The organism is Ensifer sp. YR511 (genome assembly GCF_900103045.1).
GTDB lineage: Bacteria > Pseudomonadota > Alphaproteobacteria > Rhizobiales > Rhizobiaceae > Ensifer > Ensifer adhaerens.
The window spans coordinates 1-18,918 of sequence record NZ_FNGR01000052.1; the positions used below are offsets into that span (position 1 = coordinate 1).

Below are 18,918 nucleotides of genomic sequence, written 5' to 3' on the forward strand. Positions count from 1 at the left end.
GCGGCTCGCCCTAGACTGTTCTTCCGAGGGTTGCTCGGACAGGCCGGGCCGATCCTCATAACAGGAGGACGAGCCGTGGCTGATTATAGAGAAGCTTTTGTTGGAATCGATGTTGCAAAGCTAAAGAACGCGTTTGCCGTGGCCGAATCTGGTCGGAACGGCGAGGTGCGGTATTGGGGCGAAGTCGAGGCGTCTGACGCGGGGATTCGTCGCGTGATCAAGCGGATCGCGGCGAAGTTTGAACACGTGAATTTCTGTTACGAGGCGGGCCCCACTGGCTACGGGCTCTACCGGCTGATCCGCTCACTCGGCCACGAATGCATCGTTGTGGCCCCATCTTTGATTCCGAGGAAACCGGGCGACCGGGTAAAGACGAACCGCCGCGATGCCATTTCGCTCGCCCGGCTATTGCGTGCCGGCGAGCTCACGGCGGTCTGGGTCCCCGATGAAGGTCATGAGGCCATGCGCGACCTTGTCCGGGCTCGCACGAGTGCCGTCCAGACGCTGCGCACCCATCGCCAGCAGGTCAACGCCTTCATGCTCAAGCACGGCCGTATCTATCCCGGCAAGAGGGGCTGGACGATGCGCTACCTTCGGTGGCTGCAAGAACAGCACTTCGGCCATCCTGCCCATCAGATTGCGCTGCAGGAGATGGTCGAAGCGGTGCGGATCGCCCAGGAACGCGTGCAGCGGCTCGAAACGGTCATCGCCGAATTTGTGCCCCGCTGGTCACTTGCTCCGGTCGTCAGCGCTCTGCGGGCCTTGCGTGGCGTGGACTTGATCGCCGCGGTGACGTTTGCAACAGAAGTGGGAGATGCCGGCCGCTTTGAGAGCCCCCGCCAATTGATGGGGTATCTGGGCCTTGTCCCCGGCGAACGATCGACTGGAGAGACAACAAAGAGGATCGGCATCACCAAGGCAGGCAATAGCCGAGTCCGGACCTTGCTGGTTGAATGCGCCTGGACCTATCGGTATCCGCCTCGGATCGGCAAGAGGAAGCTGTATCGCTTGCAAGAGGCATCATCGTCGGTTCGCGAGATCGCCTGGAAAGCGCAGACCCGCCTGACAGCCCGGTATCGAACGCTGAGTGCCCGCGGGAAAAAGTCGACGGTCGTGTGCACCGCGGTCGCACGGGAACTCGCCGGCTTCATGTGGGCAATTGCAAGGGAGGCGCGACAGACCACTCCGTAACAGACCGCTCCGTAACAGCAGACCACACGACTCGCGCATTGGCGGAGGCGGGACAACGGCAGGGGAATGTCCGTTAACCGCTTTGTGGCCGGCATGTCCGACGCCCGCAGTAAGACAGGAACAGCCCCAGACGCAAAATCGGGAATGCGGTAGCCAATCCGCGTATCAGAGCTTGATCACCGACGTCTTTCAGTTCCGCCTCCACCAATGCGCAAGCTATCCACCGCGAGCGTTCCTACGGAACGAGCGACTCGACACGTCTGCAACGTTGACAGCGGACATCAGAGCGGCAAGCTGACCCCATCTGGCGTAGGTAGCGCGGGCGCCTGTATTGCGGACAGACGATTCACAAACTGTGAGCTTCTATGTCTGCGCCTAGCTCTGGAACTAGAAACTTCCATATGATCGAAGCCGTTCCGGAACGGCTTGAGGGTGCGCCGCGGCAGTTTCGGCGGCGGTGGTCCGATGAATTCAAGGAGCGGGCCGTGGCTGAGGCAATGGAGCCCGGCGCAAGCGTTTCGGCGATTGCGCATCGCATTGGAATACATCCGTCGCAATTATTTGGCTGGCGCCGTGATGCTCGTGCCGGACAACGATCCTTCTCGGCGGATCCGGCTGTTCAGGTAGAAGCTGGACCGGTTGGTGCGAGAGCGGTGATCGAGCTTGTCATCGGCGACATCGTTGTCCGGGCGGGCGCGGATATCGACGAGGCGCACCTGCGGCGCGTTATCCGGGCGGTACGATCGGCATGATCCCGTCGAGCGTGAAAGTCTTTCTTGCGAGCCATCCCATCGACTTCCGCAAAGGGCCGGACGGACTGCTGTCGCTGGTGCGTGATGCCGGCAGTGACCCGTTCAATGGTGCGCTCTATGTCTTCCGGGCCAAACGGGCGGACCGGATCAAGATTATTTGGTGGGATGGATCGGGTGTTTGCCTTTATGCCAAGCGGTTAGAGAAAGCGCAGTTCTGCTGGCCACGCATCGGCCACAGCCGGGTCCAGCTGAACCATGCCCAGCTCCTGGCTCTAGTCGACGGAATGGACTGGAAACGGGTTCGCTCCACGCCCGTCAAGCCTCCCGAGATTGTTGGGTAAAACCACTGCGGCGAAGTGAATCAGGACCCTGAAACCGCGGGCGGATCACAGCAAAATATGCTCTGATCAGACCCATGACGCCACCCGATCTTGAGCTTCCGGATGATGTTGAGGCACTAAAAGCCATGGTTCTTGCCATGGCCGAAAAGGCAGCCCGCGTCGAGGCTTTGGAAAAGCAGATCGATGACCTCCAGGCCCGTAACGCTGACGCTGATGAGCGCATCGAGCGGCTGACGCAGATCCTGAAAGCATACGATCGAGCCCGCTTTGGACGGCGTTCGGAAAAGCTTGCAACATCCACGGTCGATGACGAGCAGCATGCCTTTGTCTTCGAGGAGATCGAGACCGGCATTGCCGCGATTAAGGCTCAGGTCGCGAAAGGCCGCGGGAATACGGATGGCAAACGTGCACCGCGGCCACGCAAGGGCTTCGCGCCGCATCTTGAGCGGGTCGAGATCGTGATTGAGCCGGAAGAGTTGCCGGAACACGCGGGCAAGCAGAAAATCCTGATCGGAGAAGACGTCTCCGAACGGCTGGACGTCGTCGCAGCGAAGTTCCGGGTGATCGTCACGCGTCGTCCCAAGTACGCTTTTAGGAACGAAGACGGTGTCGTCCAAGCCGCGGCTCCGGCACACATCATCGAAGGCGGCATTCCAACAGAAGCGCTTCTGGCCCAGATCGCAGTTTCCAAATATGCCGATGGGCTGCCGCTCTATCGCCAGGAAGCCATCTACGCCCGTGACAAGGTCGAGCTTGACCGCAAGCTGATGGCCCAATGGATGGGCAAGCTGGGATTCGAGCTCGACATCCTCGCGGACTACATCCTGAACGAGATCAAGAAGGCCGAACGGATCTTTGCCGATGAAACGACCTTGCCAACCCTTGCGCCTGGTTCCGGATCAGCAAAGACGGCGTGGCTATGGGCATATGCACGGGATGACCGTCCCTTCGGGGGCAGTGGCCCGCCGATGGTGGCCTATCGCTTCGAGGACAGTCGCGCGACCGAGTCCGTTGCACGACATCTGAAGGGCTATCGTGGGATCCTGCAGGTCGATGGGTACGGTGCTTACAATAAGCTCGTCCGCAAGGATGGCGGCAATGACGGCGTGATCTTGGCCGGCTGCTGGTCGCATAGCCGGCGGAAATTCTACGAGTTGCACGTCGCAAAGAGCTCGAAGGTTGCTACGGAAACTGTCGAGCGTATGGCAAAGCTCTGGGAAATTGAGGAGACCGTCCGCGGCCAAAGCCCTGAGGCCCGTGTCGCCGCGCGTCAGGAAAGCTCGATAGCGATCGTCAAAGACCTCTTCACTCTCTGGCAGGCGACCCTGCCGCGGGTCTCCGGTAAATCCAAGCTCGCGGAGGCGCTCCGTTATGCCATCACGCGTCGCGACATCTTCGAGCGCTTCCTGTCTGACGGCCGCATCGAGATCGACTCCAACATCGTCGAGCGGGCGATCAGACCTCAGGCGATCACAAGGAAGAATAGCCTATTCGCCGGAAGCGACGGTGGCGGCAAGACCTGGGCGACCATCGCGACGCTCCTGCAAACCGCAAAGATGAATGCCGTCGATCCGCAAGCCTGGCTTACCCAGACCCTTGAGCGCCTTGCGAATGGTTGGCCCAGCAGCGAGATCGATGCTCTCATGCCGTGGAACTACACGGCCTGAACGGTCCCAGCTTGTCGCTTACACTGCAAAGGAGACCGGCTATGACCGAGTGCGATATTACCGCATCTGCCCCCGTTCTGGCAGCTATTGATATTTCCAAGGTCCGTCACGAGGTGCTGATCGACGCACCGGATAAGAAGCGACGCCGTCGGGTGAGTGTGCTGAACAACCTCGATGAGTTCGATCGCCTGATCAGTCTGTTGCGCAGCTATCAGCGCCCTGTCCGCATCGCCTTTGAGGCAACAGGAAACTATCATCGCGCCTTGGCATATCGGCTCGGCTCAGCCGGCTTCGAGATAAAACTGATCTCGTCAATCGCGCTGGCTCGGACCAGAGAGGCATTGCATAATTCCTGGGACAAAAATGATCCGAAGGATGCCCAGGTTATCCTGCATATGATGACTATTGGCGCTGAGCAGTTCTATCACGACCCCTTGATGCACGGCACCAATGACATTCAGGAACTGTCCAAGACCCACGACATGATCTCGAGATCTAAGACCGAACTGTGGCATCGGATCCTGACGCATTATCTGCCGTTATACTTCCCTGAGGCGGATCGCTTTCACCGCAGCTCACGGAGCGACTGGTTCTTCGCCTTCCTTGAACTGTTCCCGTCCCCGCACTTCATCGCGGCGATGAACAAGGAGGCGTTCGTCGAAGCTGCTTGGGACGTGGTCGGACGCAAGGTTGGGAAAGCGCGTTTATTGGCAGATATTTACGCCACGGCCACCCGCTCGATTGGCCTTCCGGTTGCACCGGACTCGGACGCTATAGGCATGTTCCGTATGGTCCTGGCTGAAGGCAGAAGTCTTATCGCCCAACGCAATCAAATTGAAGCGCGTGCTGTCGAGATGTTAGAGCATAATCCAGATTACCAGCTTTTATGCACGATACCCGGCATCGGCCCTATCAACGCTTTGACCATTCTAGCGGAAGCAGGAGACCTGCGGCGCTTTCAGCACCACCGCCAGTTCCTGAAGTTCTGCGGTATGGACCTCGCCACAATCCAATCAGGAATGTTTCGAGGTCAGACGAAGCTGTCCAAATACGGCAATGCACGGCTGAGGCGGACTTTATGGATGGCTGCCCAGGTCGCCATTTTGCAGCGCGCCAACAGCTTCCGCGACAAATTCGAGCGATACATCACCAAGGACCGTCATAACACCAATTTACGCCGTAAGGCGTCTACAGCAATCGCCGCCAAGATGGCCCGCACCGTGCATGCGGTTGTCAAAAGCGGCGAACCATATCGCCCCTTCTTTGAAGGGACGATCCACAGCGGAAGGACCCTTCTCTGACAGGGCCGTGGAGGTGCTGAAACTCTCAGCGACCTCGTAGATAATGTTTAGGCCTTCCGCTCGACGGCAAAAGGATCTCGTCTTAAGGACGGTGAGAGCCGCGATCCTGCGTACTCTGTGTTTGTTATGGGAGAGACCGTTCGTTGACGGCCGGCGTGGCCTACAGCATAATTCGAACGCATCGGTAAAAGCCGACGCGGCAACGACCTGCTGCCAAAACAGCGTTTCATTCCGAATATAGGACGTTGTCGCTGACGATCATCTTCGGCTTGCCACGTTCCTCCATGATCCGATCGAGCTCACGAGCAACACGCAGGCCTGAAAGCGATGTATCGGCGACGAGTGCCAGGCACTCCCTGGTGCAATCGTCAACGACCGTCAGAACCCGGAACCTGCGTCCATCGGTGAGTTGATCCGAGACAAAGTCGAGGGACCAGCGATCATTGGCGGCAAGCGGGATCAGCATCGGTGCGCGTGTGCCAATCGCTCGCTTGCGGCCACCGCGCTTGCGCACTGTCAGCTTCTCTTCCCGATAGAGCCGGAAGAACCGCTTGTGGTTCACAAGGTGACCCTCGCGCCTGAGCAGAACATGAAGGCGTCGATATCCAAAGCGGCGGCGTTCATGCGCCAGCGCCTTCATCCGCTCGCGAAGGTCATGGTCATCGCTGCGCATGGTTTCGTAACGGATTGTCATCCGGCAAAAGCCGATGGCTTTACACGCCCGCCGTTCGCTCATCTGGTGGTGATCCATCAGATGAGCGACAGCTTTCCGCCTTGCTGCGGGCGTCACCACTTCTTTCCCAACAAGTCTTTCAAAGCCGCATTGTCGAGCATCGCATCTGCCAGGAGCCGTTTCAGCTTCGTGTTCTCGTCTTCCAGCGTCTTCAGCCGCTTGGCTTCGGATACGTCCATGCCGCCGAATTTGGCCTTCCATTTATAGATGCTGGCATCGCTGACGCCGTGCTTGCGGCAAAGCTCCGAGACCGGCGTACCAGCCTCGTGCTCCTTCAGAATGCCGATGATCTGTTCGTCTGTGAAACGGTTGCGCTTCATTCCCTGGTCCTCTCAATGGGCCAGAGCTTACTTCAAAATGGATTATTTCAACGGGGCAAGGTCAGCTTTTCCGAATCCGGAGCGCGTCATCATCCGGCCAGCGTTGTTCAGGAAGAGCGCCATGGCAATCTTTGGGCCTCACGGCGATCCACGCACGGATCGCGGTAGCGGTCTTCTGCCAGAGCGGCAGCAAGCGCTCTGATAGTCGTCAAGCAGAGGATATGGCGACGTGACCTTCAAGGGTGGACGCACGAGACCTGCCCCTTTCAGTAAAACAACGAACTTCCCGGCGCAGCGCTGTGTTCCTGTTGAGTGTCGAAACCACATATTCGCCCGACTGACGTTCTCGAAACAAATGGGGAACGTAGCAGCCAAATCAGCCGTTGAGAACCCTGGATGACGACTTAGTCGCTATTGGAATCTATTCAAGGCGTCGGAATGAGAAGCGCGGGTAAGCGGAACTAATTTCAGTTTACGGCGTGGTAACAAAGGTTCGTATCTCTTCAAGAGCTAGGTATGGGTCAAGATTGCGGTCAACGAGACGGTTGACCTTGAGGTGCATCCCGAATTTTGCACACGAGAATTTGACTTTGGATGACTTGAAATGTTGCAGCGTATTTAAGGGAGGTAAGTGCACGTGACGAGAAATGCTGGAAGCTGGAGGTTCGAATCAAAAGGATTGTCAATATCCCCAGACTACTGCCTGTTCGTGGCGTTTGATGAGATGTTTAAGATTGCCGAATCCCGCACGGATATGCTGGGCGAATTGATCGACGGCAGGCACACGAGCTGCATTGGCACGGTTCAGAAGCCCAAGGGTTCGTTCGGGGTGAGAGATCGTCATGGGAAGGGCCGTAATCGATCTGTCGTTGCGCAGCGCAAAGACAACGCTGTGAGGCATTATGGTCAGCGCGTCGGCACCTTTCAAGAAGTTCACGACGCTCATCAACGACCCACCGGAGTATCGGATTTTGAGCTCGGTGGCGCCAAACGACAGCAGCATATTGCGCAAGTCCGTCAGCAGAGGGCTACCTGGCGGCGGAGCGACCCAAGGATACTCGAGCAGGTTTGATGGTTGCACCCTCCTTCTCAAAAGCAGGGGATGGGTGAGGCGGCATGCAACGACATTACGCCCTGGGAGGATTTGCTGAAATTCGAGGCCGGAGCCCTCGTCTAGAATATCGATCGGGCAGATGGCGAGATCGATCTGGTCGGCGTTGAGCGCAGCGCGCAGGTCCGGGAAGTAGCCGTAGGTCTGATCGATGCGCACATCGGGATGCAGGTTCTGGAACTCGGCAATCATGCCGGCGATCAACGCATCCATGAAGAAGGGCGTGCCGCCGACACGCACGACGCCAGTCTTGCCGACGCGAAAGCTCTCGACGACGTCAGATGCCTTGCGCGATGCCGACAGCATTGTCTGGCCGTGATCGGCCAGTGCCCGGCCAAGCGGCGTCGGCTGCAGCGGCCGGCGACCCTTGATGAAGAGAGGCTCGCCGATGCGGGTTTCGAGCATCGTCAGCGTGCGCGAAACGGCCGGCTGCGACAGGCCGAGCAGGGCAGCACCCTCGGTGACGCCTCCGGTTTTGACCACGGCAGCAAGCTGGACAAGGTGGCGTTCATCTATCTTCATAACGATATGATATATTAATTCGAAACAAAATCATCATCGCGTCGTGATCTTGCGCTAATTTAGTTTCTACCAGCCAATGCCCTGGAGGAGACGCATGACGCCGGGTCCAAGGGCGCTGAATTTCAGCGAGGCCACCTCGTCTGACATATTCGCGCAACGACTTCCGCAATCGAAAGACGATGCCCTGCCGCACATCTTGGCCGCGGTGGTGATGCATCTCCACGGGGCCATCCGCGAGTTGCGGCCGACCCAGGCGGATTGGCGCAAAGTGATCGAGTTCCTGACGGATGTTGGCCATGCCAGCGACGAGCGGCGTCAGGAATGGGTGCTTCTGTCGGATCTGCTCGGCGCATCGGCGCTGGTCGAGGAAATCAATTCGCGCCGTCCGAAGACTGCAACGCCCAACACCGTGCGTGGGCCGTTCTTCCGCGCCGATGTGCAGCAGCTGGCGCTCGGCAGCAATATCTCGCTCGATGGCATCGGTGAGGGGCTGGAGGTTGCAGGCCGCGTGCAGGACCTCGATGGCGGTCCGGTCGCAAATGCGGAGATCATCACCTGGCAGGCCAATGCGCAAGGAGTCTACGAGAACCAGCAGCCGGACCTTCAGCCGGAATTCAATCTGCGCGGCCTCTTCCGCACCGATGCGGATGGCCGGTTCCACTATCGCACCATCAAGCCCTGCGGATACGGCGTGCCTGATGACGGTCCGGTCGGCAAACTGCTTCGGCAGGCGGGCTATCCGCTGCGCCGCCCCGCCCATCTTCACTTCATGATAAAGGCGCCGGGCTTCGAGACGATCACCACGCATATCTATGACGGCAGCGATCCGCATCTGGCCGAGGACGCGATCTTCGGCGTCAAGCCGGAACTGGTGCGCACCTTCGAGCGGAAGGGCAGCAGTGCGCCGGTTTGGCAGCTAGACCTCACCTTCGTCATGGTGCGGGCAAAACAGGGAGCCGACACATGAGCCGCGACTTCACCTATAGCAGCAGCCCCGCCCATATTGTCTTCGGTACGGGCAGGAGTGTCACCGCCGGCGAATGGGTGGAGAAGCTCGGCTGCAGCCGGGCGCTGGTGCTCTCGACGCCGCAGCAGGAGCCGGATGCGGAAGCGTTGGCCGAAAGGCTGGGGTCTCTGGCTGTCGGCGTCTTTGCCGGGGCCGTCATGCATACGCCGGTCGATGTCACGGAAAAGGCTATGGACGTGGTTCGCCAGACGAAAGCGGATTGCGTCGTCTCGCTCGGTGGTGGCTCGACCACCGGGCTAGGCAAGGCAATCGCCCTTCGCACGGACCTGCCGCAGATCGTCATTCCGACGACCTATGCCGGATCTGAAGTGACGCCGATCCTCGGGCAGACGGAGAGCGGGCTCAAGACCACCGTGCGGCACGCAAGCATCCTGCCGGAAGTGGTGATCTATGACGCGTCGTTGACGCTCGGCCTGCCTGTCGGCATGAGCGTCACCTCGAGCCTGAATGCCATGGCCCATGCGGTCGAGGCGCTCTACGCACAGGACCGCAACCCGATTTCGACGCTGATGGCAGTCGAGGGGCTGCGGGCTTTCAGCACCAGCCTGCCGGGGATCATCGCGACGCCAAGGGCTGCTGATCTCCGCGCCGATGCGCTCTATGGTGCCTGGCTCTGCGGCACCGTGCTCGGCACCGTCGGCATGGCCCTGCACCACAAGATCTGCCACACGCTGGGCGGTACTTTCGATACGCCGCATGCCGATACACATGCGATCATGCTGCCGCATACCGCGGCCTACAACGCCAGTGCCGTACCGGAGCTTCTGGCACCGGTCGCCGAGATTTTCGGTGGTTCCGTTGGTGGCGGGCTCTGGGATTTTGCCAAGCGGATTGGCGCGCCGATTGCGCTGAAGGATCTGGGCCTCGTCGAAGCCGATCTCGACCGCGCCGCCGATATCGCCACCGAAAATCCGTACTGGAATCCAAGGCCGATCGACCGGCAGTCCATTCGTGCCCTGCTGCAGGATGCCTGGGAGGGCAAACGGCCGGCATAGCGAGCCACAGACAACCACACTCTCTGGGAGGAGAGACCAATGGGAGGAGGAAACATGTTTACAAGACGCGAATTTCTGAAGACGACGGCCGCCACCGGAGCCCTCGCCGCGACATCCGGGTTTGCGACCCCTGCGATCGCCCAGGATGTTGCCGTCAAGCTCGGCTATGTCAGCCCGCAGACGGGGCCGCTGGCGGCGTTCGGCGAGGCCGACAAGTTCGTCATCGACAGCTTCCTGGCAACCACAAAGTCGATGGGCCTGAACTACGAGGTCGTCGTCAAGGATAGCCAATCCAATCCGAACCGGGCTGCGGAAGTCGCCAAGGAACTGATCGTCGATGACGATGTAAACCTCATTCTGGTCGCCTCGACGCCGGAGACCACCAACCCGGTGGCGACCACCTGCGAGGCGGAGGAAACGCCGTGCATTTCGACGGTCGCTCCTTGGCAGCCGTGGTTCATTGGCCAGCAGGGCAATCCCGGCGATCCGGCCTCCTGGAAGCCGTTCAACTACGCTTATCATTTCTTCTGGGGGCTGGAGGACATCATCTCCGTCTTCACAAATATGTGGGCGCAGATCCAGACCAATAAAAAGGTCGGCGGGCTGTTCCCCAACGATGGCGACGGCAATGCCTGGGGCGACAAGGTTGTCGGTTTCCCGCCGGTCTTGGAAAAGATGGGTTACGGCTTGATGGATCCCGGCCGCTACCAGAACATGACCGACGATTTTTCGGCGCAGATCAACGCGTTCAAGTCCGGCCGGTGCGAAATCATCACCGGGGTCGTCATCCCGCCGGATTTCACCACCTTCTGGAATCAGGCCAAGCAGCAGGGTTTTGCCCCGAAGATCGCCTCGATCGGCAAGGCGCTGCTCTTCCCGCAGACAGTGGAGGGATTGGGCAATGCTGGGCACAACCTCTCGTCGGAGGTCTGGTGGACGCCGAGCCATCCGTTCAAATCATCTCTGACAGGGGAAAGCGCCGCACAGGTGGCCGCCGCCTTCACGAAGGCGACCAACCGGCCCTGGACGCAGCCGATCGGCTTTGCCCATGCGCTGTTCGAACTGGCGGTGGATGTGATGAAGCGGGCTGAAGACCCAACGGACGGCGATGCCGTTGCGCAGGCGATCGCTGCCACCAAGCTCGATACGCTGGTCGGTCCGATCGCCTGGGACGGCACGGGCCTGCCGGCGTTTGCCGCCAAGAACGTCGCCAAGACGCCGCTGGTCGGCGGCCAATGGCGGCTGAAGGACGGCGGCGGCTACGATCTCGTCATCACCGAAAACAAAACGGCTCCGAACATTCCGGTCGGCGGCAAGATGGAAGCGATCGGGTAAGTAGCGAGACCCCTCATCCGGCCTGTGGCCACCTTCTCCTCGCGAACGCGGAGAAGGGATATGCGGCACCGCAATCGACCCCCTCTCACCGCCTGCCTGGGAGAGGGGGGCAATGCAGAACACTCGTTGGAACGGAAACCCATGCCTATTCTCGAACTTGACGGTATCTCGAAGAAATTCGGCGCACTGACGGTCGCCGATCAGATTTCCTTTTCCGTTGGCGAAGGGGAGGCGCTGGGCATCATCGGACCGAACGGCGCCGGCAAGTCGACGTTGTTCAATCTGATCACTGGCAATATAGCGGCTGATAGCGGCAGCATCCGCTTTCTGGGCAGCAATGTGACGCGCACGCCGCCGATGACGCGCTGCCTGTCGGGGATGGGGCGAACCTTCCAGATTCCGCAGCCGTTCGAGAAGCTGACGGTGTTCGAAAACCTGCTTGTCGCCGGCGCCTTCGGATCGCGGCAGAGCGAGGCTGAAGTGTCTGACCGCTGCGCCGAAATTCTCGTGGATACAGCGCTAATCGACAAGGCGAATGGGCTGGCCGGCAGCCTGTCACTCTTGCAGCGCAAGCGGCTGGAGCTCGCCCGCGCGCTGGCGACGGAGCCGAAGTTGCTGCTGCTCGATGAAATTGCCGGCGGGCTGACCGAAGGCGAATGCCGGGCGCTGGTTGCCACCATCCGCGCCATTCATGCGCGCGGTGTTGCCGTCATCTGGATCGAGCATGTGCTGCATGCACTGAATTCGGTTGTCCAGCGACTGCTGGTGCTGCATTTCGGCAAGGTCATCGGCATCGGCAAGCCGGACGAGATCATGGCATCACGCGATGTCCGCGAAATCTACTTGGGGATCGAAATCTGATGGCGCTCATCGAAACCAGAGGTCTGACTGCTGCCTACGGCGATTTCCAAGCGCTGTTTGGCGTCGATATCGCGGTCGGTGCTGGCGAAACCATCGCCATCATCGGCGCCAACGGGGCGGGCAAGACAACGCTGATGCGGTCGATCTCTGGTGTGATTGCTAACGTACCGGCGTCGATCCTTTATCGCGACGAACCGATCGGTGCTCTACCGGCCCCGGATATCCTTGCGCGCGGTATCGCCATGGTGCCGGAAGGCCGAAAACTCTTTCCGTCGCTGAGCGTCGAGGAAAACCTGCTGATCGGCAAGTATGGCCGCAAGGTCGATGGTCCGTGGACGCTCGACAGCGTTTTCGCGCTTTTCCCGATCCTGAAGGAACGCCGCAAAAATCCCGCCACGGCGCTGTCCGGTGGGCAACAGCAGATGGTGGCGATTGGCCGCGCGCTGATGTCGAACCCGGAAGTCTTGCTTTGCGACGAGATCAGCCTTGGCCTAGCGCCGGTCGTGGTCCGCGATATCTACGCCGCCTTTCCGCGCATCCGCGAAACCGGCGCTTCAATCGTCATCGTCGAGCAGGACATCGCCCAGGCGCTGAAGGTGGCCGACCGCGTCTATTGCATGATGGAGGGGCAGGTGACGCTCTTCGGCCGCGCCGCCGATCTCAGCCGCGACGATATCCACAAGGCCTATTTCGGGATGGACCATGATGAACTGGCTTGATACCATTCTTCAGGGCGCGCTGCTCGGCGGGCTTTATGCTCTGTTTGCGGCGGGTTTGAGTCTCGTTTTCGGCATCATGCGGCTGGTCAATCTCGCCCACGGCGACCTGATCGTGTTTGCCGCTTTCCTGATTCTGGTGCTGGTGACGACACTCGGGCTCAACCCGTTCATAGCCGCCCTGTTCGCCATGCCGCTGATGTTCGCCATCGGCTGGGCCCTGCAATATTTCCTGTTCAACCGCACGCTCGGCAAGGATATCCTGCCGCCGCTGCTCGTCACCTTCGGCCTGTCGATCGCCATCCAGAATGGTTTGCTCGAAAGCTTCTCCGCCGATAGCCGCCGGGTCTTTGCCGGCAGCCTCGAGAGCGCGTCGGTCAATCTCGGCCCCGTTACCGCCGGCATCATGCCGCTGATGACCTTCATTTCGGCCGGTGCCGTCATCGTCTGTCTCAACCAACTGATCTACCGCACCTCCGTTGGCCGCGCCTTCCGGGCAACGTCCGACGACCCGGTTACCGCCGGGCTGATGGGCATCCGGCCGCAGCGCCTCTTTGCGATGGCGACCGGGCTTGCCATGGTCGTGGTGACGATCGCGGCACTTTATCTCGGGACGCGCGCCAATTTCGATCCGACATCTGGTCCCTCGCGGCTGATCTATGCCTTCGAAGCGGTGATCATCGGCGGTCTCGGTTCGCTCTGGGGCACGCTTGCCGGGGGCATCATTCTCGGCGTGGCACAGACGGTGGGCGCCGCGATCAATCCGGAGTGGCAGATCCTTGCCGGCCATCTGGCGTTCCTTGCCGTTCTCGTGTTCAAGCCGCGCGGCCTTTTTCCGCGTGCGGTCGATTGAGGTGCATCGATGACCATGACCATTCCCTCCTTCACAGTCGAGACGCGCACCAGGGCGTCGACGCTGACGGCAATCGCGGTCATCGCCCTGTTGCTGTTCGCGTTTGCCGCACCTTTCATCGTCTCGCGCGGCGTCATCCAGAACCTTTTCTTCATCCTCACCATGCTGGTGCTGGCGCAGAACTGGAACCTGCTTGCCGGTTATGCCGGGCTTATCTCGGTCGGCCAGCAGGCTTTCGTCGGCTTCGGCGCCTATACGATGTTCGGTGCGGTCATCCTGTTCGGTGTCGATCCGGCGGTGGCCATCCTGATTGGCGGGCTGTTCGCGATGGTGTTAGCAATTCCAACCGCTTTCTTCACCTTCCGGCTCTACGGCCCCTATTTCGCCATCGGCACCTGGGTGGTGGCCGAAGTAGTGAGGTTGCTGCTGGCGCAGTGGAAGGCGCTCGGCGGCGGTACAGGCACGTCGCTGCCGCGCGACGCCACCCGCGACATGATGGGCGTCGGTTTGATGCGCGATCTCTTCGGCATGAAGGCATCGCAGGCGGGCGACGCGCTGACCTACTGGCTGGCGCTGCTCCTCGTCGTCGCCACTATCGGCTTCATCTACGGATTGCTGCGCAGCAAGCAGGGCCTCGGGCTTGCCGCTGTGCGCGACAATGAGCAGGCGGCCCGCGCCGTCGGTGTCGATGCGCGGCGCATGAAAACGGTTGTCTATCTCGCCACCGCCTTCATCACCGGCGTTGCTGGGGCGCTGATCTATGTGCAGAAGGCGCGCATCTCGCCGGACGCTGCCTTCTCGGTCACAGACTGGACGGCCTATGTGATCTTCATCGTCGTGATCGGCGGCATCGGCACGATCGAAGGTCCGATACTCGGTGTCATCATCTTCTTTCTCTTGCAGAATCTTCTGGCCGACTACGGCTCCTGGTATCTGCTGATGCTGGGTCTTTTCGGCATCGCCGTCATGCTTTTTGCACCGCGCGGCCTCTGGGGATTGTTCTCCGACCGCACCGGCATCCAACTCTTTCCGGTCCGCCGCGTTCTGAAGGGCGGGCCGCTCAATCTCACGCATAGGGGAGGGTCTCATGGCTGAAATTACCACCGACGTACTTATAATTGGCACCGGCCCGGCCGGCTCCGCCACCGCAGCCCTGCTATCGTCCTACGGGGTCGAGAACCTTGTGATCAACCGCTACCGCTGGCTAGCCAGCACACCGCGCGCCCACATCACCAACCAGCGCACCATGGAAATCCTGCGCGATCTCGGCCGCGATGTGGAGGACGAGGCCTATATGTTCGCCGCTGAGCAGAACCTGATGGGCGAGAACGTCTTCTGCACCTCGCTCACCGGCGAGGAGATCGGCCGGATGAAGAGCTGGGGCACACATCCGCTATCGCGCGCCGAGCATCAGCTGTCGTCGCCGACCCAGATGAACGATCTGCCGCAGACCTTCATGGAGCCGCTGCTGTTCAAAACAGCCTGTTCGCGCGGCAGCCAGTCACGCATGTCGACGGAGTATCTGGGACATGTGCAGGATGAGGACGGCGTAACGACGACCTGTCTCGACCGTCTGACGGGCAAGGAGTTCACCGTCCGCTCGAAATATGTGGTCGGCGCCGATGGCGGCAATTCCAAGGTTGCGGAACATGCAGGCCTGACGTTCGAAGGCAAGATGGGTGTCGCCGGTTCGATGAACATCCTGTTCAAGGCCGACCTTTCGCGTCTCGTCGCCCATCGCCCGTCGGTGCTTTACTGGGTGCTGCAGCCGGGCGCCGATGTCGGCGGCATCGGCATGGGTCTGGTGCGAATGGTCAGGCCGTGGGACGAATGGCTGATCGTCTGGGGCTATGACATCAACCAGCCGGCCCCTTCCGTGGATGAAGCTCATGCCAAGAAGGTGGTTCGCGACCTCGTTGGCGATCCGGATCTCGAAATGACAATAAAGTCGGTGTCGACTTGGACCGTCAACAACATGTATGCGACGACCATGTCGAACGGTCGTGTTTTTTGCATGGGCGATGCGACCCACCGCCACCCGCCGTCGAACGGCCTGGGTTCCAACACCTCTATCCAAGACGCATTCAATCTCGCGTGGAAGCTCGCTTATGTCTTGAAGGGCTGGGCAGGACCTAAGCTGCTCGACAGCTATCAAGCCGAGCGCGCGCCGGTCGCCAAGCAGATCGTCACGCGCGCCAACAAGTCGATTGAGGAATTCGGCCCGATCTTCAAGGCGTTGGGCCTCCTTGACTCCATCGATCCTGTCAGGATGCACCAAAACATGGACGCGCGCTGCAACAACACCGAAGCCGCTGAAAAGCAGCGCGCCTCCATTCGCAAAGCGATCGCCGACAAGGTATATGAGTTTGATTGCCACGGCGTCGAGATGAACCAGCGCTATCGATCGGGAGCGACAGTCACCGACGGGCAGGAGGAGCCCGCCTTCGTCAAAGATCCGGAACTATATTGCCAACAGACAAGCTGGCCGGGCGCGCGGCTGCCGCACGCTTGGGTGTTCTCCGAGACAGGCAAAAAGGTATCGACGCTTGACCTGGCCGGCCATGGAAAATTCACGGTGCTTACCGGAATTGGCGGGCAGGCCTGGATCGACGCAGCGCGTGGTCTGGCCAAGGAGTTCGGTATCGAAATCGCCGCCCATGTCATCGGGCCGCGGCAGTGTTGGCAGGATTTCACTGGCGACTGGGCGAACATTCGGGAGGTCCGCGATAGCGGCGTTCTACTGGTGCGCCCAGACCATCACGTCGCCTGGCGGCGGGAAACGATCGCAGACGATTCCGCGGCGGAGCTGCGCCGAGTGCTAACCGCCATTCTTGAAAAGTGAGGTCGTGATGGACGCGCATGAACAGGGCTTCTTCACCGAGGAAAACTCCATCGATGTCGTCACCGGCCGCAACAAGAATGCCAAGGACGAGCGGCTCAAGCACATCATGGAAGTGGTCACCCGCAAGCTGCATGAGGCGGTCAAGGAGATCGAGCCGACGCAGGATGAATGGATGAAAGCGGTTATGTTCCTGACCCGCACCGGTCAGATGTGCAACGAGTGGCGGCAGGAATTCATACTGCTGTCTGATTCGCTCGGTGTGTCCATGTTGGTTGACGCGATCAACAACCGCAAGCCTTCGGGGGCGTCCGAAAGCACGGTGCTGGGGCCGTTCCATGTGGCTAACGCGCCAGAATTGCCGATGGGCGCCAATATTTGCCTGGACCAAAAGGGCGAGGACATGGTGATCGGGGGCCGAATCCTCGATACGGCGGGAAAACCGATCAAGGACGCGGTGCTCGACGTTTGGCAGGCGAACGACGAGGGTTTCTATGACGTACAGCAGCAGGGTATCCAACCGGACTTCAATTTGCGCGGCGTGTTCCGGACAGACTCGGACGGGCGCTACTGGTTCCGGGCCGTAAAGCCAAAACACTACCCGATTCCGAACGATGGTCCGGTCGGAAAGATGCTAGAAAATCTGGGCCGCCACCCGAACCGCCCGGCCCATCTGCATTACATCATCAAGGCCGATGGCTTCGAGACCCTGATCACTCACATCTTCGATCCGGACGATCCCTATATCAATTCGGACGCTGTCTTCGGCGTGAAGGAAAGCCTGCTTGCAGAGTTTAAGCATACGCATGATCCACACCGTGCCAGGGATTACGAGTTCCCTGGCGCCTTCTGGGAGGTCGAGCACGATTTCGTCCTAGCACGCATCGGCGAGAAGCGGGACTAGTGTGTAATGCGTGCGGGTGGCAGGAGGCAGTGGCACCTCAGGGCCACTAGGCTCAGGACCTATTAATTTGGGATGATATGTGATTCACGGTTTCTGGAAGGAGACCGCGATGAGTGATTTGTTTCTGCTGAGCGAACGTCAGATGGCTCGCACCGAGCCGCATTTTCCCTTGGCGCATGGTGTTCCACGCGTCGATGATCGCCGTGTCGTCAGCGGGATTGTCTATGTCATCAAGCATAGCCTGCAATGGAAGGATGCGCCGAAGGAATACGGACCGCACAAAACGCTCTATAACCGCTTCATTCGCTGCAGCCGCCTTGGCGTGTTCGACCGCATCTTCGCGGCGCTGGCAGGTGAAGGTTCCAGGCCCGAGCGCATTATGATCGACGCCACACACCTGAAAGCACACCGCACGGCAGCGAGCCTGCTCAAAAAGGGGATGTTCCCCGTCGTATCGGGCGAACCAAAGGTGGACTGAATTCCAAGCTGCACAGTGTTTGAGATGGTGAGGGACGCCCGATCATCATGCTGCTCAGTGAGGGCCAGATGAGCGACCACAGGGGCGCTCGTCTCGTGCTGAATGCCTTGCCGCCAGCCACGACGCTGATTGCTGACCGTGGATATGACAGCAAGACCTTCCGGGAAGCCTTGCAGGCAAAGGGCATCGAACCTTGCATCCCTTCGAGCCGCAGCAGGAAGGTGCCATATCCCTATGACAAGGCGCTCAACCAGAAGCGCCACAAGGTCGGGAACCTCTTCGCCAAACTCAAGGACTGGCGGCGCATCGCAACCCGTTACGACCGTTGCGCGTATACCTTCTTCTCTAGCATATGCATCGCAGCAGCCGTCATCTTCTGGCTTTGATTTAACGAGTCCTGAGCCTAGCTATTGAACTTTGCACCCCAGCACCATTCTGGGGATTTCGTTCTCACTCATGTCAATGGCGTCACTTCATTCTGATTTACTGGGTTGCTCCTAGCTCACTCGCTAAAAAGTAAACGCAGTTGCGGGTCGTCAATCTGTTGCTAGATCTGTAGAGCTTTGTTTAAGCGTGGAACCCGATCGCGTTGGGTGACAAACGCTGGCCCTTAAGCATGTGTGGAACGGCGATATTTATAGCATGGCAATTCGTCCTGGATGCCCTCGATAAGCGCAGCCAGTTTGGCATCGCCAATGTTCCCAGCCTCTGTCGTTGATCGGTAGTAGAACGTGCTTCGGAGTAGATCCCGCGTCTGACGGAGCAGGCTGCGTGTCGGTGACTATGAAGGATTTCTCGTTGCCGCACGCCGAACTCGGGTTCGATGTGACAAACCTCCGACCAGAGCGGGCCGATCCTGCTCAACGGCTTTGTCGAAGGATGATGGAGAGTCGCGATCAACGCGAACGCGAAGTCATCGGCATCACCTGGTGAGTGGACCCCGAAGGGGGGTATCGAAGGAGGCATAACTGG

The 18,918-nt window shown here is 59.8% G+C and carries 15 protein-coding genes and 2 pseudogenes; 15 read left to right on the forward strand and 2 right to left on the reverse strand.

Annotation, left to right across the window (positions count from 1 at the left end):
* Positions 1-75: 75 nt before the first annotated feature.
* The 5 genes from BLU15_RS36560 to BLU15_RS36580 all read left to right on the forward strand — a co-directional run bounded on the left by BLU15_RS36560 (position 76) and on the right by BLU15_RS36580 (position 5,252).
* Positions 76-1,191 carry an IS110 family RNA-guided transposase gene (locus BLU15_RS36560; protein WP_143034343.1) on the forward strand — a complete coding sequence of 372 codons (1,116 nt, stop codon included), beginning with the start codon at positions 76-78 and terminating at the stop codon, positions 1,189-1,191.
* 485 nt (positions 1,192-1,676) lie between these two features.
* A complete protein-coding gene (locus BLU15_RS36565; protein ID WP_244436155.1) occupies positions 1,677-1,943 on the forward strand; it encodes a transposase in 267 nt (88 codons plus the stop codon).
* Positions 1,940-2,284, forward strand: a complete 345-nt coding sequence (tnpB, locus tag BLU15_RS36570) for an IS66 family insertion sequence element accessory protein TnpB (protein WP_077501047.1) — start codon at positions 1,940-1,942, stop codon at positions 2,282-2,284. Before BLU15_RS36565 ends, tnpB begins: the two co-directional genes overlap by 4 nt.
* A gap of 74 nt (positions 2,285-2,358) precedes the next feature.
* On the forward strand, positions 2,359-3,951 hold the full coding sequence (locus BLU15_RS36575) for an IS66 family transposase (RefSeq protein ID WP_077501048.1): 1,593 nt from the start codon (positions 2,359-2,361) through the stop codon (positions 3,949-3,951).
* A gap of 41 nt (positions 3,952-3,992) precedes the next feature.
* Complete coding sequence (locus tag BLU15_RS36580; protein WP_090302156.1) at positions 3,993-5,252, forward strand: IS110 family RNA-guided transposase; 1,260 nt, start codon at positions 3,993-3,995, stop codon at positions 5,250-5,252.
* A gap of 244 nt (positions 5,253-5,496) precedes the next feature.
* Here the strand turns inward: BLU15_RS36580 and BLU15_RS36585 are convergent.
* Both BLU15_RS36585 and BLU15_RS36595 read right to left on the reverse strand, forming a co-directional pair.
* A pseudogene (locus BLU15_RS36585) lies at positions 5,497-6,305 on the reverse strand (IS3 family transposase); the annotation flags it as partial.
* Between the two features lie 682 nt (positions 6,306-6,987).
* The gene (locus BLU15_RS36595; protein WP_090302160.1) at positions 6,988-7,938 is read right to left on the reverse strand and encodes a LysR family transcriptional regulator; all 951 of its coding nucleotides are present in this window, start codon (positions 7,936-7,938) and stop codon (positions 6,988-6,990) included.
* A 94-nt stretch (positions 7,939-8,032) separates the two neighbouring features.
* Between BLU15_RS36595 and BLU15_RS36600 the strand changes: the two genes are divergently transcribed.
* The 10 genes and pseudogenes from BLU15_RS36600 to BLU15_RS36645 all read left to right on the forward strand — a co-directional run bounded on the left by BLU15_RS36600 (position 8,033) and on the right by BLU15_RS36645 (position 18,332).
* A complete protein-coding gene (locus BLU15_RS36600; RefSeq protein WP_090302162.1) occupies positions 8,033-8,905 on the forward strand; it encodes a dioxygenase family protein in 873 nt (290 codons plus the stop codon).
* Positions 8,902-9,960 (forward strand): maleylacetate reductase, encoded by a 1,059-nt coding sequence (locus BLU15_RS36605; protein ID WP_090302163.1) that lies wholly within the window; start codon positions 8,902-8,904, stop codon positions 9,958-9,960. Before BLU15_RS36600 ends, BLU15_RS36605 begins: the two co-directional genes overlap by 4 nt.
* Before the next feature lie 54 nt (positions 9,961-10,014).
* Complete coding sequence (locus BLU15_RS36610; protein WP_090302165.1) at positions 10,015-11,295, forward strand: ABC transporter substrate-binding protein; 1,281 nt, start codon at positions 10,015-10,017, stop codon at positions 11,293-11,295.
* A gap of 141 nt (positions 11,296-11,436) precedes the next feature.
* Complete coding sequence (locus tag BLU15_RS36615; RefSeq protein WP_090302167.1) at positions 11,437-12,156, forward strand: ABC transporter ATP-binding protein; 720 nt, start codon at positions 11,437-11,439, stop codon at positions 12,154-12,156.
* On the forward strand, positions 12,156-12,875 hold the full coding sequence (locus BLU15_RS36620) for an ABC transporter ATP-binding protein (RefSeq protein WP_090302169.1): 720 nt from the start codon (positions 12,156-12,158) through the stop codon (positions 12,873-12,875). Before BLU15_RS36615 ends, BLU15_RS36620 begins: the two co-directional genes overlap by 1 nt.
* The gene (locus BLU15_RS36625) at positions 12,862-13,725 is read left to right on the forward strand and encodes a branched-chain amino acid ABC transporter permease (protein WP_090302171.1); all 864 of its coding nucleotides are present in this window, start codon (positions 12,862-12,864) and stop codon (positions 13,723-13,725) included. The genes BLU15_RS36620 and BLU15_RS36625 overlap by 14 nt, the downstream gene beginning before the upstream one ends.
* Positions 13,726-13,734: 9 nt before the next feature.
* A complete protein-coding gene (locus BLU15_RS36630; RefSeq protein WP_090302172.1) occupies positions 13,735-14,820 on the forward strand; it encodes a branched-chain amino acid ABC transporter permease in 1,086 nt (361 codons plus the stop codon).
* Positions 14,813-16,567 (forward strand): FAD-dependent oxidoreductase, encoded by a 1,755-nt coding sequence (locus tag BLU15_RS36635; RefSeq protein WP_090302174.1) that lies wholly within the window; start codon positions 14,813-14,815, stop codon positions 16,565-16,567. Before BLU15_RS36630 ends, BLU15_RS36635 begins: the two co-directional genes overlap by 8 nt.
* 7 nt (positions 16,568-16,574) lie before the next feature.
* The gene (locus BLU15_RS36640; protein ID WP_090302176.1) at positions 16,575-17,468 is read left to right on the forward strand and encodes an intradiol ring-cleavage dioxygenase; all 894 of its coding nucleotides are present in this window, start codon (positions 16,575-16,577) and stop codon (positions 17,466-17,468) included.
* A 109-nt stretch (positions 17,469-17,577) separates the two neighbouring features.
* Positions 17,578-18,332: pseudogene (locus tag BLU15_RS36645) on the forward strand (IS5 family transposase).
* Positions 18,333-18,918 lie beyond the last annotated feature (586 nt).

Excerpts from the sequence above, each read along its gene's own strand:
- BLU15_RS36615 (WP_090302167.1), top strand. The coding sequence starts at position 11,437 with ATGCCTATTCTCGAACTTGACGGTATCTCGAAGAAATTCGGCGCACTG.
- BLU15_RS36595 (WP_090302160.1), bottom strand. The coding sequence starts at position 7,938 with ATGAAGATAGATGAACGCCACCTTGTCCAGCTTGCTGCCGTGGTCAAA.
- BLU15_RS36600 (WP_090302162.1), top strand. The coding sequence starts at position 8,033 with ATGACGCCGGGTCCAAGGGCGCTGAATTTCAGCGAGGCCACCTCGTCT.
- BLU15_RS36620 (WP_090302169.1), top strand. The coding sequence starts at position 12,156 with ATGGCGCTCATCGAAACCAGAGGTCTGACTGCTGCCTACGGCGATTTC.
- BLU15_RS36580 (WP_090302156.1), top strand. The coding sequence starts at position 3,993 with ATGACCGAGTGCGATATTACCGCATCTGCCCCCGTTCTGGCAGCTATT.
- tnpB (WP_077501047.1), top strand. The coding sequence starts at position 1,940 with ATGATCCCGTCGAGCGTGAAAGTCTTTCTTGCGAGCCATCCCATCGAC.
- BLU15_RS36610 (WP_090302165.1), top strand. The coding sequence starts at position 10,015 with ATGTTTACAAGACGCGAATTTCTGAAGACGACGGCCGCCACCGGAGCC.
- BLU15_RS36635 (WP_090302174.1), top strand. The coding sequence starts at position 14,813 with ATGGCTGAAATTACCACCGACGTACTTATAATTGGCACCGGCCCGGCC.
- BLU15_RS36630 (WP_090302172.1), top strand. The coding sequence starts at position 13,735 with ATGACCATGACCATTCCCTCCTTCACAGTCGAGACGCGCACCAGGGCG.
- BLU15_RS36640 (WP_090302176.1), top strand. The coding sequence starts at position 16,575 with ATGGACGCGCATGAACAGGGCTTCTTCACCGAGGAAAACTCCATCGAT.
- BLU15_RS36625 (WP_090302171.1), top strand. The coding sequence starts at position 12,862 with ATGAACTGGCTTGATACCATTCTTCAGGGCGCGCTGCTCGGCGGGCTT.
- BLU15_RS36575 (WP_077501048.1), top strand. The coding sequence starts at position 2,359 with ATGACGCCACCCGATCTTGAGCTTCCGGATGATGTTGAGGCACTAAAA.
- BLU15_RS36605 (WP_090302163.1), top strand. The coding sequence starts at position 8,902 with ATGAGCCGCGACTTCACCTATAGCAGCAGCCCCGCCCATATTGTCTTC.